Source organism: Nostoc sp. PA-18-2419, from assembly GCF_005869855.1.
GTDB lineage: Bacteria > Cyanobacteriota > Cyanobacteriia > Cyanobacteriales > Nostocaceae > Nostoc.
Genome location: NZ_SZNH01000027.1, coordinates 18065 through 36354, shown reverse-complemented (window position 1 = coordinate 36354; position 18290 = coordinate 18065). Strand labels below are relative to the sequence as shown.

The following is an 18290-nucleotide window of genomic DNA, read 5'->3' as shown; positions in this document are numbered from 1 at the left end:
TTATCTGTGTCTGTGTAAGAGCGTCTTTGTATTAGTTTCAACCTAGCAATTTTTAGTTGAGTAATTACGTTGCTGAATCTCGGTTTAGTGAATTTAACTTTAAAAATGCCTGCTTGCTAATTAGCAAACAGGCACTTCTTTAATAGTGCAAAGTTTTATTGAGATTCAGAAGGTCAAATCTTAGCATTAGAATCAACTGAAGGTTGAGACTGACTCACTGAATCTAACTTTGGTAAAAGTGGTAGATTTTGTGCCTGTACACTGCTATTGACTGTTGCTTGCAAAATAGCAGTATGGGAGATGGAATGGTTAGCCAATGTAAATAGTGGATTTGACAAAATCCCGGCGATGGAAGTGGCAATTAAGGTGATCACCAAGCCGACTTGCAAAGGTCTAAATCCAGGCAAATTCCAACGTATTGCAGGATAATTCTGCACTGCTTCAGACATTTCATGGGGTTCCTTGACTACCATCATCTTGACTACGCGAATGTAGTAGTAGATGGAGACAACACTGGTCACTAAGGCCAGCAAGACTAGCCCATAAAGACCTGCTTGCCAACCAGCCCAAAACAAGTAAATTTTGCCAAAAAACCCGGCTAATGGGGGAATACCACCCAAGGAAAGCAGGGAGATACTCAACCCCAGTGTTAGGAGTGGATCTTTTTGATATAGTCCTGAGTATTCGGCAATTTGGTCGGTTCCTGTCCGCAAGGAGAAGAGAATGATGCAGGTAAAGCCGCACAGGTTCATGAATAGGTAGACCAGTAGGTAAAATATCATACTGGCGTACCCTGCCTGTGTGCCAGCAATTAAGCCAATCATCACAAACCCAGCTTGGGCAATGGATGAATAAGCTAGCATCCGTTTCATGCTAGTTTGGGCTAGGGCAACTACGTTACCTAAGATCATACTGAGAACAGCCAGAGCAGTGAAAACAAACCTCCACTCGTCAGCAACAAGAGGGAAGGCTGTTGTTAGCAAGCGGATAGCTAGAGCAAAGCCAGCTGCTTTGGAACCCACAGATAAAAAGGCGATTACCGGGGTGGGAGCGCCTTCGTAAACATCTGGTGTCCACTGGTGGAAGGGTGCAGCGGAGATTTTAAAGCCAATACCTGCGATCGCAAAAACTAGGGCAATCACTAAGCCTAAAGATTGACCAACATGAGCTGTGGCAATACCATCGGCGATCGCATTTAGTTGTGTTTGTCCACCTGATAATCCATACAACAATGATACACCGTACAAAAATACTGCTGTACTCGAAGCTCCAATTAACAGGTATTTCAGCGCCGCTTCGTTAGAGCGGGGGTCACGCTTAGTATAACCTGTTAACAAGTAAGAAGAGATACTCAGGGTTTCTAGGGAGATGAAAATCATTACTAACTCGCTAGCCCCGGATAAAAACATCCCTCCAAGGGTAGCAGTCAGCAAAATAGCGATAAATTCTGCTAAAGCGGTGCCACTTTGCTCGATGTAGCGAATTGACATCAATATAGTAAAAGCGGCAGACAACGCTATAATACCGCGAAAGACGATACTGAGGTTGTCACTGTTAAAACCACCGCTAAAAGAGACGGGATTGAGAGCATCCCATTGAAAATACAGGGCGACAATCGAAGCCAGCAAACCTGCGATCGCTAGATATCCAATCGAGCGCGAGGATGTACGCCCCAAAATCAAATCAACTATCAAAACCCCCAAGAGGGTGAGAATTACAATTCCCTCTGGTAAAATTGTTCCAGCATTTAACTGGGATGCAAGATTAGCAAAATCCATGAGATGTATAGGTTTTGGCGATTAGACATTAAGGCTAACTCTGTTCACTCTAGCAAGTTTTCAACTCGCGAACTAATTCTTTAAACAACAATTTCACTGCTTTGGCTGATATTCGCGCTCAAACTAACTTAACGGGTTTGCCAATTGCTTGTGACTAACAAACGGACTTCTACCCCAGCATATCCCAATGCCTACCGTAATCTGTACCAGTTTGTGGAAGCAAGCTAAGCATAGCATCTGCGACAGGAAAAATGGGAACGCCCAAAAGTAGAAACGCTCCCATTTTACCTATAAAAATTTTTACATACTCAAGCACGACGCTGCAATTAACTAGGCGATCACTACTACATCTTTTAATTATCAAACATTAGTCTATAGCGGCATAATATCACTAACGATATAGACTAAATAAGGCGTTTCTACTAATGTTTGCATCTAGACACCTTTAAACTTGGACTACATCTTACCGTGTTGCATCACTTCTTGTAGATGGTGGCGAAGCTCTTTAGCTTGCTCAAGATCGGATTGCCGCAATTTTTGAAATAACTGTACACAAGGCTGGGAACCTGCTTGCTCTGCATCTTTTATGTAAGTATCGTAAGCTTTAATTGCTTCAGCCTTGTTGTGTAACACGGTGAGAAAATCATATTCCAAGTTGCTAATTGGTTCTTGAGACTGTCCGTTACCTGTATTTTCAGCCATTGTTTGACCCTCTTGTAGGATTGCTAATTAACTTATACTTATGTTTAAACAGCAATTCATCTTCCAAAAAGGGTATAGTTCAATACGTCGGAAGTACCTTGCAAAAGTCGGTTATTTATATACCAAATGACTAGTGGGCGTTTGATTAATTTTTTGTAAAATGTCTTAACTGTCTTATTTGTCCTTATTTTCCTATAAAATATCAAAAATAATCAGCAATCAATGAAATTAATTTATAAAAACAATAGAAAAAATATCAAATTATAAACTTTTAAAATTTAGCTTGAGAATTAAATTTAAAGTTCCTGAATGGATCAGCAAAATTGCTTCTCAATTTATTATGTTTAGTGCTGGCGATCGCCCGTAATTTATTACAATTTATTCTTTCACCACAATTATGAATTTCTGTCTATTTATCATTGATGTTCAAAATGGTTTTATAGCTGAAAATACAAGTTATGTTGTTCAAAGAATTAGGTCTTTATTAAAGCAGAATATCTTTAAGTATGTTATATTTACAAGATTTATTAATACTCTTAATAGCCCCTATGTAAAATATTTAAATTGGCATCAACTTTTTGATGAAGCAGAGCAAGAACTTATAGAAGATATTAAACCATTTGTGGGAGTAGTTTTTGATAAAACCGTATATACTGCTTGCAATGAAGAAACTCTGATATTTCTTAAACAAAAAAATATTCAAACAGTGTTTATTTGTGGAGTTGATACAGAAGGTTGTGTATTGAAAACTGCTATTGACTTTTTTGAAAACAATATTATTACTTATGTTTTAACATATTACTCAGCATCAAATGGAGGTGATATTTACCATCAAGCAGCAATTTTGGTTTTAAGTCAACTAATTGGCAGTAGCAACATTATAACTGAACCTATAGATAGAGATAAATTAAATAGATACTTAGGACAATTTCCACTTTGAATAACCCGATTAACTGTAGAGATTCTCAATCGTATCCTCAAGGAAAGGAGCTAGGGTATTAAAAAGTAAAAAGGCATTATTACTACTTTTGCCTTTTATCTTTTGATTTCTTACTCCCCTACTCCTTTATTGATAAAAGCTTATCCAAGAGGTTGATTTTCCTCACATTGACGTGAATACTGTAATTCCAGATCCCTTTGTCGTTCCCTATCTCCTTTATAAGCAATAGGACATAATTTAGTATTAGCACTTATACAATCCATATGTGGTGTTTTAGCACAGACTACCAGCAAGCAACCTAAAATAAACAATAAGCCACAAATTGCAGCTGTTTGAAAAGGAGAAATTTCTAGTGCTCCATGAACTACTACTTCTCGCAGAACAGAAACAATTGTTACCTCAACTGCAACTCCTACAGAAATACTATGTTCTTGTAAGTAGACCATTAATAGTCTAAATAACTCGACTAAAATCAACACAAATAGTATTTTTGCAGTCACATGTTTATAATCTAGTGGCTGCATGATGGCAATAACTATCCCCCATAATTGGATTAGCATCACAGCGAACAAACCTAAACACAAGACAATCACAATTAAGTCTTGGAAAGCTTCCATGTTGCGAACAATTGAGTGGCGATCTAGCCAGCGATCGCAAAATAAAAATCGGCTCTTTAGGCGCTTTTGCATGTACGTTTCATTCTAATCGGGACAACTTCAGACAACACCAGCGAGTCAACCCAATAATTTTATGTTACGCAATATTAAGCTTTTCTGCCTCAAAAAAGTTGATAATTTATCAGTTATCATTCAACAGTTATCTGTTAACACTAATAAATGTTCGCTATCCACTATTTATCGATTTAAATTTTGTGCTTGTTGCAACAATTGCGTGGCATTTTTTGACCATTGAGAATTTCCCTGAGCATTGTATAAATCTCTGGCAAATTGCAATACTTGTACTGCATCGCTATATTTTTGTAACTGCATAAAAACTAACCCAGCACCGTAATAAGCGTTGGGATAGTTGGAGTTAGCTTCGGCTGATTTTCTAAAAGCTTCTAACGCTTCTTGTAATTGGCGTTGATTAAACAAAATCGAACCAATATTATAGTAAGCTTCTGGATATTTGGGATTAATTTTTACTGCTTGATTAAAAGCATCTCTAGCTCGACTGATTTTACCTTGTTGCAGATAACACATTCCAATATGGTAAGGAGGTTCTGGTGCATTTTTGCTATATTCTATGGCTTTTTTAAAAGATGCGATCGCCTGGTCACAATCTCGTTGCTGTTCTCGTAGCAACCCTAAGTTATAGTGGGCAAATCCTAGTTTGGGATCGAGTTCTAACGCACGTTGCAAGTAATCGTTCGCTAACTCTAAATTATTGCCTTCTAACAACGTACCGCCTAAATTAGCAAAAGCTGGAGCAAACTTCGGATCGGCTTGTGTAGCTCTATAAAATGCATCCGCAGAGGGTTGTAATTGTCCTGCTTGTCGTAATGCTAGCCCTAAATTATAGTGGGCTGCTGCTAATGTCGGATCTAATTGACTTGCTTGTTTAAAAGCGGCGATCGCATCTTGTACTCTTCCAGCCTGAATTGCCTGTAACCCTTGATTTAACTTGCTTATAGCAGTTTGGGTATTAGATTGTGCCAGCAAAAGAGAAGGTGAGGGTAAGCTCTGACGCAAAGATGAGGAAGATGAGGGTGAGAAGAGGCTACCCACTAATATTAAACTTATTAAAGTTGCTATGGGATATTTATATAGTGATAATCTCATAGATTTTCTAAATCGCGACAATTTTCGGTTAGTTTACTTAACAAAAAGTTTGGTCAATGCTGAAGTTTTTTACAAAACTTGTTGATTGAGTATTAAACTTTGTGATGCTTAACTTTTCTTAAGCTAAATCTTACGACAGGCTACAATTTTTTGAACTTGAGATTAAAGGTAGGATAATAACAAATTAAAGAAGGGGTAATTTTGACTCCAGAGAACCATTTTTTATCCCTGATATACATAGCGTAATGCGGTTGTGAATGAATTACCGCAAGGGAGGTTTTATGAATGAAAAAGTAAAATCAGGTTCGCGGAACGTTGCAATTGTTGGTCCTTATTTAAGTGGAAAAACTACTTTACTAGAAAGTTTATTATTTGTCACAGGGGCAATTTCTCGCAAAGGAAGTATTAAAGACAGCAATACAGTAGGAGATAGTGCTGCTGAGTCGCGCGATCGCCACATGAGTGTAGAAGTCAGCGCTGCTAGCACTGAGTATAACGGTACTCGTTTCACTTTTGTTGATTGTCCGGGAAGCGTAGAATTTGCCCAAGAAACTTACAATGCTTTAATCGGAGTTGATGCCGCAATTGTAGTTTGCGAACCGATACGCGAGCGTGTCCTCACCCTTGCTCCTCTATTTAAATTCTTGGACGATTGGGAAATCCCCCACATCGTTTTTGTCAACAAAATGGATCGAGCAAATATTCATGTCCTCGAAACATTACACGCCCTCAAAGCAGTTTCCAGCCGTCCTTTAGTAGCGCACCAATATCCCATCATGCAAGGGGAACAACTCACCGGCTTTATTGATATGGTGAGTGAACAAGCATATCAATATCATCCCGGCGCACCTGCTGACCCCATCCCCTTCCCTGAAAGCTTAAAAGAAGAAGAACATATAGCACGAGCAGAAATGCTCGAAGCCCTAGCAAATTTTGACGACCACTTACTCGAAGAACTTTTAGAAGACATTGAGCCACCCCAAGAGGAAATCCTTCTCGATTTAAAAATGGAATTAGGGGCAGATTTAGTAGTCCCGGTTTTCTTTGGTGTCGCAGAACAAGATTATGGTGTTAGACCTTTAATAGAAGCCTTGTTACGGGAAGCCCCCGAACCAGAAACCACAGCAGAACGCCGCTTAAAAAACATCACAGGCAATACACCTATAGCCCAGGTACTCAAAACTTATTACACTCCTCAAGGTGGCAAACTCTCCCTCGTGCGCGTTTGGCGGGGCAAATTAACCGATGGTCTTGTCCTCAATGGCGTTCGCACTGGTGGAATTTACCACCTGATGGGACAACAACAGCAATCAGTTAATGAAGTTGCTGCTGGTGAAATTGTTGCTTTGAGTCGTTTGGAAGGAATCAAAACAGGGGATACAATCTCCACAGAACAGTCCTCAGCGATGCAATTACCCAAAGCTGAACAGTTAGAACCTGTGTATGCCCTGGCTATTACACCAGAAAAGCGCAACGATGAAGTTAAGCTCAGCAGTGCCATTACTAAGCTATTAGAAGAAGACTGTTCGCTTGCTTGGGAACAACATGGCGACACCCACGAAGTTATCCTCTGGGGTCAAGGCGAAATTCATTTGCAGGTTGCTTTAGATAGACTGCGCCGCAAATATAACTTGCCGATGACAACGCACTTACCGCAAGTGCCTTACAAAGAAACCATCCGCAAAACGGTGGCTTCCGTTCACGGACGGTACAAACACCAAAGCGGTGGTCACGGTCAATTTGGTGATGTTTTTCTGGAAATCAAGCCCTTACCACGCGGTGAAGGATTTAACTTCAATGAAACCATCGTTGGTGGTGTGGTTCCCAGACAGTACATCCCCGGGGTAGAAATGGGCGTGCGGGAATTTCTGGCACACGGACCTCTGGGCTTTCCTGTGGTGGATGTAGCGGTAACTTTGACCAACGGTTCTTACCACACCGTAGATAGTTCCGAACAAGCCTTTAAGCAAGCCGCCCGATTAGCAATGCAAACGGGAATACCCCAAGCCCAACCTACCTTATTAGAACCAATTCTGCACATACAAGTGACAACACCGAGCGAATTTACCTCCAAGGTGTTGCAACTGCTGAGTGGTAGACGCGGGCAAATTTTAGGCTATGAGGCGAGAAACGATTGGCAAGGCTGGGATAATGTAGTTGCATACTTGCCACAAGCAGAGATGCAAAACTTTATTGTAGAGTTGCGATCGCTCACTTTAGGCGTTGGTTCTTTCCACTGGGAATACGACCATTTGCAGGAAGTACCAGATAAACTCGCCGAACGCGTCCTAGCTAGCAATAGCAACGCTAGTAACGGCAATGGTAAGTAATTTCTGATTTGGATGTAGCTATGTTTAAGGACACTCCTTGTAGGTGTCCTTAATTTTTTTAGAGTTGTTAATTGATGGGATGATTTTGTCTGTAGTATTATGTGAACAATAATGGTAACACTTCAACTGTAACAATTAAGTGTTCCACCGGAACATAGAGTAATACTCCACTCAATATTTGGGTCGTAGTTGACGAGCAATTAGATTCAACGACGCAATAATTAATCGAATGTGAACTTCAGCACAGAGTTGAGGATTATCGAGGTTAGGGTTAATCCTTAGAAACAGTGAAAGCATAAGCACAAACCAACAGAATTATTAATGCTGACCCTAGCAATCTAGTTTCCAAGGGCGAAGATGTTTTCTGTATGTTGTAAAATCTTTACTATAATAAAAATCAAATTTTTCTTTCAGGCATGAAAGAACCACAAACTTGGTACATTGTCAAGCGTTCTGCTGGTAATTGCGAGATAGTCTCCAACGACGAAATAGGAGACGATAATCCAGAGATTATAGAGCACTGGGGACCTTATAGTTCACAACAAGAAGCGATCGCCCGTCGTGTCGGACTTATTAGAACTGGAAAGTGCCAACCAGTTTAACTAAGATGAGGGAGCAGAGGAGAACTTCTTACAAGTCTTTCTCCTCTGCTCGTGGCGCCTCTTGTGCCCAATGCCCCTGTAGGCATGATTTTTCATTTTTCTGCTGTAGGTGTACCCTTAGCAGCTATTTGTTTACCTATCACTTCCACTGCTTTCGCGAATTGGGGATCTGCTAGGGTAGCAAGTTTATCACGTTCATGGAGCCATAAGTCTTCCATCTGTTGTTTGGTCAAATCCACCTTTACATCTGGCTCAATGCCTTTATGGTTGATATCTGTGCCATTGGGGGTATAGTAATGAGCAATCGTCACCGCCAATCCTGAACCATCTTCCAAGGGACGCACCGATTGCACTAATCCCTTACCAAAAGTTTGAGTACCAACTAAAGTTGCACGCTTATTATCATGTAAAGCCCCTGAAAGGATTTCACTGGCACTAGCTGAACCTTTATCTACCAGTACCACTAAGGGTTTATTCGTCAAGGCGCGTCCGTTGGCCTCTTCTTTTTCTGCCTCTCCTTGGCGTTCAACAGTGGAGACAATCTTACCTTTGTCTATCCACATCCGAGCAATTTCTACACTCGAAAACAATAAACCGCCTGGATTACCACGTAAATCGAGGATATATCCTGATACCTTTTTGGTTTCTAAATTAGTGATGGCGGTTTGCATTTCTTTACCAGCATTAGCACTGAATTGGTTCAGGCGAATGTAGCCCAAATTACCTGCTGGAGTTTGCTTTTGAGAAAATTTAACTGGATGAATTTCAATCCGCGCCCGTTTGATATTAAATTCCTTTATCTGGTCATTACGCTGAATCGTCAAGCTGACTTGGGTTCCTGCTTCACCTCGAATCAAAGATACTGCTTGATTAGTATCCATCCCCTTGGTGCTTTTGTTGTCGATTTTCAGGATCAAATCTTTGGCTAAAACGCCAGCTTTAAAGGCTGGTGTATCCTCAATTGGCGCAATTACAACCAATTGCTTCGTTTTTTCATCCTGACCGATTGTGATCCCAATTCCTGTCAATTCTCCAGAAGTATCCACTTGCATATTCTTGAATTCCTCTGGATCCATAAACCGGGTATAGGGGTCATCAAGCTTTTTAAGCATTTCCCGAATGGACTTATAAGCTTCCTGTTGATTACTGTAGGACTTGTTCTTCACATACTCGTTACGAACAGCCTGCCAATCTACCTGATTAAAAGTACCATCTACATATTGGCGGTGAACAATTAGCCAAACTTCATCTACCAATTCTTTGGGACTTGGTTTAAATAAAGCCTGACCTCGTGAGTGAATGCCAAGGCTAGCAACAGCGATCGTGGAGAGTGTTACTGCCGTAGCACCCAAAACAAGTATACTTTTTGTAGTCACCATAATGACAGCTGCGTCAGAGGGAAAATTTATAGTCAGTATGCTCAATCTAACACAGGGTATTACTGTAGAGGTCAAGCATGTATTTCTAATTTCAACAAAATACTTGACAATCAGGCGATATTGGTCATCATCTATACAAAAGTTTTAATAGTTGGGCATTGAGAGTGAAAAGTTAAGAGTGGTGGGGTGATAAGGTGGTGGGGCGAAATTCTCTCTCATCTCGCCACCTGCCCATCTCCCCACTCTCTTACGGTTCTACCCAGCGTCCATCTGCCTTAATTAGGTTGATTAATTCCTCTACACCTTGGTCTTCTGGGACTTTTTTTATTTCTTCTCTGCCACGATACAAAGAAATGTAACTAGGTGTTTTGCCAACATAACCATAGTCGGCATCTGCCATTTCTCCCGGGCCATTGACAATACAGCCCATAACTGCTATGTCTAGACCGGTTAAGTGTTTAGTTGCTTCCCGGACTTTGTGTAGCACTTCTTCTAAGTTAAATAAAGTCCGTCCGCAGGAAGGACAGGCGACATATTCCACCATTGTTTTTCGCAATCCCAAAGCTTGGAGAATGCTGTAACACACGGGAATTTCTTTTTCTGGTGGTTCTGTCAGTGAGACGCGAATTGTGTCGCCAATACCATCAGCGAGTAATGTCGCAATCCCAGCAGTGGATTTGATTCGTCCATATTCGCCATCACCGGCTTCTGTAACACCTAAATGTAGCGGATAATCCATACTTAGTTCATCCATGCGCTTGGCGATCAGGCGATAAGCAGCTACCATCACTGGTACTCGTGAAGCTTTCATAGAAATTACCAAGTTGCGGAAATCTAAAGATTCACAGATGCGAATAAATTCTATGGCTGATTCTACCATTCCTTCAGGGGTGTCACCGTAGGTAAAGAGCATTCTCTCAGCGAGGGAACCGTGATTTACCCCAATTCGCATCGATTTACCTTGGTCACGCAAAGAAATTACCAGAGGTTCTAAGGTTTCACGGATTTTTTCGCCAATTTCGTCAAATTCAGCTTTACTATACTCGGTTCTGTTAAAGTTTGGCTTTTCAAAGACGTATAACCCTGGATTAATTCGCACCTTCTCTATGTGTTTGGAAACTTCCAGAGCGATTTTCATACCATTATGATGGACATCAGCCACAATTGGCACGTCTTGGTAAGTTTTAATTAATTTTTGTTTAATTTCTGCTAAAGCTTTAGCATGAGCCATACTTGGCACTGTGACACGGACAATTTCACAGCCAATTTCGTGCAGACGACGAATAGCAGCCACGGAACCATCAATATCAAGGGTATCTTCGTTAATCATCGACTGTACTACAATCGGGTAGCCACCTCCAATAGTGACATTACCCACCTTTACAGGACGGGTTTGACGCCGCTTGATAGTTGTATCAAAGGTAGGTTGGCTTAATGTAGTATTTGAAGTATTGAGTGTGGGCAGAGTTTGCATAATTTGTAATGGCAATTTGTTGTAGCTAAAATATCAGATTTAATAAATCTCTGTTCCCAGATTGCCACAGCTAGGACTTTTTTAGACGATTACGTAGAAAAAAATGGAGTAAAGTAAAAATCCTGAGTTACGTTCTCAAATTGAGCAATTATTACAACAAATCGCTGAAGCTCCTTTTCAATCCAGTCTACGTAGTCACAAGCTAAAAGGTGATTTATTGGGTAAATACTCATGTTCAATTAATTATCGTAATCAAATTTTATTTAAATTTGTTACAAATCCTGAATCAGAGAAGAAATTTTATTACTAACCTTAGGTTCTCATAATCATGTGTACTAAGGTAACACTATACTTGAGAAAACTTGGGTATTGAATTTATAGATGTTATTACAGAATAAATACAACTGTAATTATGAATACCCAAACAACAAACCAACTCCCTATTCCCTCGCACTTTAACTGTGATCAAGTCGGCGAAGTTTGGCGCGTACCTTATCAAGAAATTGCAGCTGCCGCCGAAACATGGGCAAAACAACACAAAATTCAACCTGCATCTTTAGACAAAACCCGCATTTGCCTACTTTTAATTGATGTTCAAAACACCTTCTGCATTCCTGGATTTGAATTATTTGTGGGTGGAAAATCTGGTACTGCGGCCGTGGCTGATAATCGGCGATTGTCTGAATTTATCTATCGGAATTTGGGAGTAATTACAAAAATTGTACCCACCCTAGATACTCATAGAACAGCGCAAATTTTTCATCCGATATTTTGGGTGAACGCTGCCGGAGAACATCCCACCCCAGCAGCTACTAGTATCACTCCCGAAGATATCAAACAAGGTATTTGGAAAGTCAACCCGGCAGTTGCTAATAGTGTAACTAATGGCAATTACGAATTATTAGAAAAACATGCTTATCATTACGTTAAAAAACTCAGTCAAGATGGGAAATATCCGCTTACCGTTTGGCCTTATCATTCAATGTTGGGTGGTATTGGTCATGCTTTAGTTTCCTCAGTGGAGGAAGCAATATTTTTTCATGGCATTGCTCGTCAGAGTCAAACGCAATTTGAAATCAAAGGTGAAAATCCTTTAACAGAAAACTATTCTATTTTACGTCCAGAAGTATTGGAAGATTTTGAAAAACGTCCACTTGCTCAAAAGAATATTCAGCTAATTAAGCAACTTTTAGAATTTGATGTTGTTATTATTGGTGGTCAAGCTAAAAGTCATTGTGTCGCCTGGACAATTGACGATTTATTAATAGAAATTAAACAGGTAGATGCCACCCTTGCTCAAAAAATATACTTGCTAGAAGATTGCACTTCTCCTGTTGTTGTTCCCGGTGTTGTGGACTACACAGAACAGGCAGATGCAGCGTTTACCAGATTTGCAGAGGCAGGAATGCACATCATAAAATCTAACGAAATTGGGAATTGGGCATAGGGCATCGGGCAAGCTGGGAGTGTAGGAGGTGTGGAATTAGAGAGAAGAGGCGAAAAGCCAGAAGTATAAATTTTCTTTTCCCCCACACTCCCTCATTTTTTCAAATAACCTTTAGGATCTTGCGCTACCCAACCGAGAGATGAGCTAGAACGGACTTCAAAATGGAGATGCGGTTGACTGCTACTTGGTGTTCCACTGGTGCCTACGGTTCCCAGTAAATCTCCTTTTTTTACTTGCTGACCAACGCTGACTTTGATACTGTCAAGTTGAGCATAGCGGCTTTGCAGTCCTCCACTGTGGTTAATGATGACCAACTTCCCATAACTACCTTGGTCATCGGCAAAGGCTACGGTTCCAGGTGCGATCGCTAGCACATCTGTACCCACTGGTGCTAACAAATCAACGCCGCTATGGAAGAAAACTTGACTTGTACCAGGGTTAATTTGCCAGCCATAAGCTAATCCCACAGTTGCCACTTGGGTTAAAGGATATCCAGCCACAGATGCTCGGTTTGGTGTACCTGTATCAATAGGTATAGGAGACTTGGTTACAACACCATTGGGTGACCAATTGACCCCTGGAACAAACACGATTCTGGGGTCTTGTTGGCAGCCATTCACCTCAAAAAGGCTATCAGCACGAACCTTGTATTTTGCTGCCACTTGCCGCCAAGTTTCACCGCGAGGTACTTCGACTACAATCCCATTGTAAGGAGGAATTTGCAGCACACTGCCAACGGCAGCGATCGCCCCGTTATCCTGCAAAACAGGATTCATTCCGATAATAGTTGTAGGAATAAGATTGTAGCGCTGCGCTATACTCTCCAAAGTTTCGCCACGAACTACTTTATGACGTTGGAAGCGAGATAGGGCTGGAGTTGGGCAACCGCTTACAGCAGCACTGGCGCTGTTCAAGCTTGGCAGTATGGATACTAGGCCTAAGGCGCTAACTAAGCTACAGAGAAATAGTTGACAAAAAGGTAAAGTCATGTCACAAGTCAAGAGCGCATTAACTTTAGATTTTAGATGGAGAGTTTAGGAATTGGGGGATTGGCATTGGGCATAGGGGAGATAAACAGGGGGAAAATAATACCAATTCAAAATTCACACATTAAGAATCCAGACAGGACAAGGTTTTGGAGATATGTATCTGTCGCATTCTTTTTCAAATTGGTATAACTTTTACTCTTAACTCATCAGTCATCAGTCATCAGTTATCAATCAACACTCCCAATCCCTAATTCCTGATAAATTGATCTGTCCACTTGCCGTTAGCTTGACTACACTTAGAAATTAGCAACTGCATTGCTGTCCTTAAGTAGAATGATTATGAAGTTATCCTTAAAGCAACTGGCCGTTTATCTGTTTTTACTGGTAATCGGCGGTGGTGCAGGTTTGTTTGGCAGTCATTATCTGCTGCCGCAAAATTCCTCGTTCCAACAGTTAAAAAATGTAACGACAGCTTTGCCTCCAGAATCGGTAGTTCCTAATTCTTCTAACGGAGCATTTGGGAATACCGGGGGCAATAATGTAAATTTTATTGCAACAGCAGTGCAAAAAGTGGGCCCGGCTGTAGTGCGAATTAATGCTACCCGCAAAGTAGCCAATCCTATTTCTGATGCTTTGAAAAATCCTCTGTTGCGACGATTTTTTGGAGAGGATGAGGAACCAATTCCCCAAGAACGCATTGAGCGCGGTACGGGTTCGGGATTTATTTTAAGTGAAGATGGAAAATTACTTACTAATGCTCATGTTGTAGCCGATACAGATACGGTACAAGTTACCCTCAAGGATGGTCGAACTTTAGAGGGAAAAGTGGTGGGAGTTGATTCGATGACTGATGTGGCTGTAGTGAAAATCAATGAGAATCATCTGCCGACAGTGAAGCTGGGAAATTCGCAAAACTTGATACCAGGACAGTGGGCGATCGCTATTGGCAATCCTCTGGGTTTAGATAATACTGTCACTATTGGCATCATCAGCGCTACAGACCGGACTAGCGCTCAAGTTGGTGTCCCAGACAAGCGAGTTACCTTTATCCAAACAGATGCAGCAATTAACCCCGGCAATTCTGGCGGCCCTTTGTTAAATGCCCAAGGCGAAGTTATTGGTATTAACACTGCTATCCGTGCTGATGCTCAAGGACTCGGTTTTGCCATCCCGATTGAAACTGCTGCCCGCATTGCCAATGAACTTTTTACCAAAGGGCGTGTAGAACATCCCTTCCTGGGCATTGACATGGTAGATCTTACTCCCATTAGAAAACAGCAGATTAATCAAGAAAATCAGCTAAATATTCAGCAGGAAGCAGGGATTGTGATTAGAGGAGTAACGCAGGACTCTCCAGCCAACTTAGCAGGACTCCTTCCTGGAGACGTAATTCAAAAAGTCAACTCTCAACCAGTAAAAACCTCAGCCCAAGTACAGAAGCTGGTAGAGTCCAGCAAAGTTGGGGATATTTTAGCCCTCGAAGTTAAGCGCAGCAGTAAGATTCAAAGCTTCAAAGTGCAATTAGGAACTTACCCCAAAAAATAGTTAGGAGTAGAGACGAGATTAATCGCGTCTGTGCAGGAGTGAGGAGTGAGGAGTTAGAAGTTAAAAACTTTCCATAACTCCTAACTCATAATTCTCAACTCTCAACTCATTATTCATAACTTTTGCTCTAACTGCATCCTTTGTTCCATTTGACGCAGAAAATAACCCGTCATCATGGCTGATGCTAAAAGCCCAGCTAGATTCTCCCGATCTGTTGTAATTTGCACATTGAAATTTTCTGCAGGCAGCATTCCCACTAGCCCTTGAACATTTTGCGAAATGATTTGTTTAATTTCGGGGCTGACGGACTGGGCGACCCGGGCTAAAACATCAGGAGACTGATGCTGTAGATATTTGAGTAATTGATTGGGGTATTCCTCAGAGTGATCTGAAAGAAGTTGATTAGGGTGTTCCTCAGAGTTGTCATTCAAAAAGTCAGGATTAAACACCATTGGCAGTTTTATTTAGCTTAATTGCTAACTCTACTCTAAACCATAGTACAAGGGTAGCGCATTCACCACGGGTATAAGTCATTAAGAGGAGTGGGGAAGATGGGGAGATAGGGGGTGTGGGGAGTGTGGGGAGCGAGGGAGAAAAGATTTCTTCTCCATCCTCCAACATCTCCAATGCCTGATTCCCTATTCCCTACTACCCACTCCCTTGAGTTCAAGTTGAAGTTCTAGTTGTTCTTGCTTATGGTTAGTGGAAAGTATTTGCGGAAGTTCTTCGATTTGGAAATATTGATGAAATTTTGGGGTTACTTGCAGCGAGTAGGAGCGAGAATCGCTATCTCGCCGTTTGCGGACGAAACCGAGTTCAACTAGTTCTGGAACGTGCTGATATACTCCTGAACCCCGTAAATTAATCAAGTCGCTCTGGAGTATGGGATTATTGAGAGCGATCGCCGCCAAAGTTCGCAATGCACCTACACCCAATTCTACTGGTATCATAGTTTGCACCAAATCATGAAAGTCAGACCTGAGTTGCAAACTGTAACCATCTGGGGTTTCTACTACCTCTAGGGCGCTATCTCGGTGGGCATAGTTGTCGATTAGTTCAATCATGCCTTCCTTAACAGTGGCGCGATCGCAAGCGGCATACTCGGCGATTTCGCCGAGCGACAAGGGTTTACCCTTTAAATAGAGAATCGCTTCTATCTTAGTCGCTGTGGCTGTAATCATTTAGTCATTAATCATTGGTCATTGGTCATTGAACAAAGCGCAAAGTCTGTAGGCGCTTCTGCGGCTTAAGGCAGGGTGCGCTGACTTGCGGCGTAGACCCCCAAAGGGCGGCTTGCCAAAGCCATCAGTTAGCGCAGCGTTAGCGACGCAGGAGCGTCACTTTGCAGAAGAGAACAAATGAAAAATTACAACTAACAATCAACAAGTTTCTGGGATTTTATCCTAAAATGCCAAAAATATTTTGACAATCTCAAAATTGGGGAGTGTTGAGAGTTGACTGTTGACGGTTGACTGTTGAGTGAGGAGTAATTCTACTTGTGGGAGCGTCCCCCCAGTCCCTAGTCCCTAATCCCCAATACCCAATCCCCACTTCCTCAAAAACCTCTACTTGTAAGGATAAATTCTGCGATCGCTAAATCTTGTGGAGTGGTAACTTTTAAATTTGTCTCTTCTCCTTCGACAATTCGGACTTGAATGCCGCATTTTTCAAACAAAGCGGCATCGTCTGTTACTTCCCAACTTTGACGAACACCTTCAGCATGACACCGCTTCAACAATTTGACATCAAATCCTTGGGGAGTTTGTGCTGCCCACAGTTGTTGTCTGTCGGGTGTACTCTGAATTATTCCTTGTCCATCGACAACTTTGATGGTGTCTTTGACGGCCACCGCAGCAATCAAACCAGGACAGTGGCGAATCGCTTCGGCACAAGAATTAAATAAATCTGGCGTGACCAAGCATCTGGCTCCGTCGTGAATCAACACTTGTTCTGCATCGGCTGGTAGCGCCTGTAAGCCATTGTAAACAGATTCTTGGCGGGTGGAGCCGCCTGGAATCAATTCGACTGGTTTGGTTAGCTTCAAATCGGCAAGAATTGCTTTCAAATCAGGCCAGTCAGTGGGTTGGGAAATAATCCCGATCCAAGCGATGGCGCTGGCGGCTTGGGCGGCTAACAAAGTCCAACCAATAATTGGTTGCGATCGCACCAGTAGCAGGAGTTTATTGCGGTTACTCCCCATTCTTTTTCCGATTCCCGCAGCTGGAATTAGTAAATACACAGAATTCCTCAATCTTTAAGCTATATATTTTCCCCTAAAATAAGGAGCGAGTAAGCGTCAATAAATATTATGCGAGTAGTAGCCCTTGTACCTGGCTCAATTGGCGACCAAATTCTCTTGTTTCCGACTCTAGATAACCTGAAGCGCTATTACCCAAACGCTCAGATAGATGTCGTTGTTGAACCCCAAGCAAAGGCAGCCTACCAGGTCAGCAAGTCAGTTCACGAGGTACTGGCTTTTGATTTCAAAGACCGTAACAGTCTGGCAGATTGGGGCAACTTAGTGGGCACAATTCGCGATCGCGAGTACGATGTTGCCATTGCTGTGAGACAAAGTTGGTCGGTAGGTCTTTTACTTTGGTTGACGGGAATTCCCATACGCATTGGTTACCAAGGCAAGGGTTCGGTTTTTCTAACCCAGGCTGTGCTGTTCAATCCATCCCAATATGGAGCGGCAGCATATCACGAATTGCTGCAACCATTGGGTATTAATACCCCTGTACCAGAGTTAGCAGTAAATGTGCCAAAACCAGATATTGAGTGGGCACAAAAAGAACAAAAACGTTTAGGAGTGCATGAAACAGGCTATATCTTGATTGATGGTCGTTCTGAACAGTTATCTCAGGATAAAGAACACGATAAAATCTACCCTGTCGAGAGTTGGCGGCAAATTATCCAAGATTTCCAACACAAGCAGCCGGATCTGCCTGTGGTGGTAATTAAGGGGGCTGATGATGACCAGTTTGTGCGATCGCTTCTGGAGTCTTCTCCGGATATCAAGGCGACTGCCCCAGGCGATATTGGTAAGTTAACTGCCATGATTGCCGGGGCAAATTTAATGTTGTCTACTGATAGTGCGGCACTACAACTGAGCGTTGCAGTACAAACTTATACTATTGCCCTATTTGGTCCCACTGATCCAGCTAAGTTGTTGCCAAAAAACGATAAATTCCTTGCGATCAAATCCCCTACGGGCAAAACAGCCGATATTTCACCAAACGCTGTTTTGGAGAAAATTTGGGGTGGTTGAACAAGAATATAGAATTCAGAACACAGAATTCAACAATCTTTTAGGGGAGGATTGA

The 18290-nt window shown here is 41.8% G+C and carries 17 protein-coding genes; 6 read left to right on the top strand and 11 right to left on the bottom strand.

The window, feature by feature from the left end:
- Nucleotides 1-173: 173 nt before the first annotated feature.
- Both FCR06_RS23250 and FCR06_RS23245 read right to left on the bottom strand, forming a co-directional pair.
- Nucleotides 174-1778, bottom strand: a complete 1605-nt coding sequence (locus FCR06_RS23250) for an NAD(P)H-quinone oxidoreductase subunit N (protein WP_138503947.1) — start codon at nucleotides 1776-1778, stop codon at nucleotides 174-176.
- A 456-nt stretch (nucleotides 1779-2234) separates the two neighbouring features.
- Entirely contained in the window at nucleotides 2235-2480 is a 246-nt protein-coding gene (locus tag FCR06_RS23245) for a hypothetical protein (protein WP_138503945.1), read from the bottom strand.
- 397 nt (nucleotides 2481-2877) lie between these two features.
- Here FCR06_RS23245 and FCR06_RS23240 point away from each other — a divergent pair, with 397 nt between their 5' ends.
- A complete protein-coding gene (locus FCR06_RS23240) occupies nucleotides 2878-3420 on the top strand; it encodes an isochorismatase family cysteine hydrolase (RefSeq protein WP_138503943.1) in 543 nt (180 codons plus the stop codon).
- Nucleotides 3421-3560: 140 nt separating this feature from the next.
- Here FCR06_RS23240 and FCR06_RS23235 read toward each other — a convergent pair whose 3' ends face one another.
- On the bottom strand, nucleotides 3561-4109 hold the full coding sequence (locus FCR06_RS23235; RefSeq protein ID WP_138503941.1) for a phosphate-starvation-inducible PsiE family protein: 549 nt from the start codon (nucleotides 4107-4109) through the stop codon (nucleotides 3561-3563).
- Nucleotides 4110-4274: 165 nt separating this feature from the next.
- A complete protein-coding gene (locus tag FCR06_RS23230) occupies nucleotides 4275-5201 on the bottom strand; it encodes a tetratricopeptide repeat protein (RefSeq protein WP_138503939.1) in 927 nt (308 codons plus the stop codon).
- A 281-nt stretch (nucleotides 5202-5482) separates the two neighbouring features.
- Between FCR06_RS23230 and FCR06_RS23225 the strand changes: the two genes are divergently transcribed.
- On the top strand, nucleotides 5483-7531 hold the full coding sequence (locus tag FCR06_RS23225; RefSeq protein WP_138503938.1) for an elongation factor G: 2049 nt from the start codon (nucleotides 5483-5485) through the stop codon (nucleotides 7529-7531).
- Nucleotides 7532-7702: 171 nt separating this feature from the next.
- Here FCR06_RS23225 and FCR06_RS23220 read toward each other — a convergent pair whose 3' ends face one another.
- Nucleotides 7703-7828, bottom strand: coding sequence for a DUF4058 family protein (locus FCR06_RS23220; protein ID WP_138503936.1), 126 nt, complete (start codon nucleotides 7826-7828; stop codon nucleotides 7703-7705).
- 119 nt (nucleotides 7829-7947) lie between these two features.
- Here FCR06_RS23220 and FCR06_RS23215 point away from each other — a divergent pair, with 119 nt between their 5' ends.
- Nucleotides 7948-8133, top strand: a complete 186-nt coding sequence (locus FCR06_RS23215; RefSeq protein ID WP_138503934.1) for a transposase — start codon at nucleotides 7948-7950, stop codon at nucleotides 8131-8133.
- A 92-nt stretch (nucleotides 8134-8225) separates the two neighbouring features.
- Here FCR06_RS23215 and ctpC read toward each other — a convergent pair whose 3' ends face one another.
- Both ctpC and ispG read right to left on the bottom strand, forming a co-directional pair.
- Entirely contained in the window at nucleotides 8226-9512 is a 1287-nt protein-coding gene (ctpC, locus tag FCR06_RS23210; RefSeq protein ID WP_138503932.1) for a carboxyl-terminal processing protease CtpC, read from the bottom strand.
- Nucleotides 9513-9759: 247 nt separating this feature from the next.
- Entirely contained in the window at nucleotides 9760-10986 is a 1227-nt protein-coding gene (ispG, locus tag FCR06_RS23205; protein WP_138503930.1) for a (E)-4-hydroxy-3-methylbut-2-enyl-diphosphate synthase, read from the bottom strand.
- A 412-nt stretch (nucleotides 10987-11398) separates the two neighbouring features.
- On the opposite strand from ispG, the gene FCR06_RS23195 reads away from it, so the two are divergent.
- Complete coding sequence (locus tag FCR06_RS23195) at nucleotides 11399-12433, top strand: isochorismatase (protein ID WP_138503927.1); 1035 nt, start codon at nucleotides 11399-11401, stop codon at nucleotides 12431-12433.
- 92 nt (nucleotides 12434-12525) lie between these two features.
- Here the strand turns inward: FCR06_RS23195 and FCR06_RS23190 are convergent, their stop codons facing one another.
- Complete coding sequence (locus FCR06_RS23190; protein ID WP_138503925.1) at nucleotides 12526-13422, bottom strand: LysM peptidoglycan-binding domain-containing M23 family metallopeptidase; 897 nt, start codon at nucleotides 13420-13422, stop codon at nucleotides 12526-12528.
- Nucleotides 13423-13761: 339 nt separating this feature from the next.
- Here FCR06_RS23190 and FCR06_RS23185 point away from each other — a divergent pair, with 339 nt between their 5' ends.
- A complete protein-coding gene (locus FCR06_RS23185; protein ID WP_138503922.1) occupies nucleotides 13762-14967 on the top strand; it encodes an HhoA/HhoB/HtrA family serine endopeptidase in 1206 nt (401 codons plus the stop codon).
- A gap of 113 nt (nucleotides 14968-15080) precedes the next feature.
- Here the strand turns inward: FCR06_RS23185 and FCR06_RS23180 are convergent, their stop codons facing one another.
- From FCR06_RS23180 to ispD, 3 genes are all read right to left on the bottom strand, one after another.
- The gene (locus FCR06_RS23180; RefSeq protein WP_073638899.1) at nucleotides 15081-15419 is read right to left on the bottom strand and encodes a DUF760 domain-containing protein; all 339 of its coding nucleotides are present in this window, start codon (nucleotides 15417-15419) and stop codon (nucleotides 15081-15083) included.
- 186 nt (nucleotides 15420-15605) lie between these two features.
- Nucleotides 15606-16148, bottom strand: coding sequence for an SMC-Scp complex subunit ScpB (gene scpB, locus FCR06_RS23175; protein ID WP_138503921.1), 543 nt, complete (start codon nucleotides 16146-16148; stop codon nucleotides 15606-15608).
- 374 nt (nucleotides 16149-16522) lie between these two features.
- Nucleotides 16523-17206 (bottom strand): 2-C-methyl-D-erythritol 4-phosphate cytidylyltransferase, encoded by a 684-nt coding sequence (gene ispD / locus FCR06_RS23170; protein ID WP_138503919.1) that lies wholly within the window; start codon nucleotides 17204-17206, stop codon nucleotides 16523-16525.
- A gap of 69 nt (nucleotides 17207-17275) precedes the next feature.
- Here ispD and FCR06_RS23165 point away from each other — a divergent pair, with 69 nt between their 5' ends.
- Complete coding sequence (locus tag FCR06_RS23165) at nucleotides 17276-18235, top strand: glycosyltransferase family 9 protein (protein WP_138503917.1); 960 nt, start codon at nucleotides 17276-17278, stop codon at nucleotides 18233-18235.
- Nucleotides 18236-18290 lie beyond the last annotated feature (55 nt).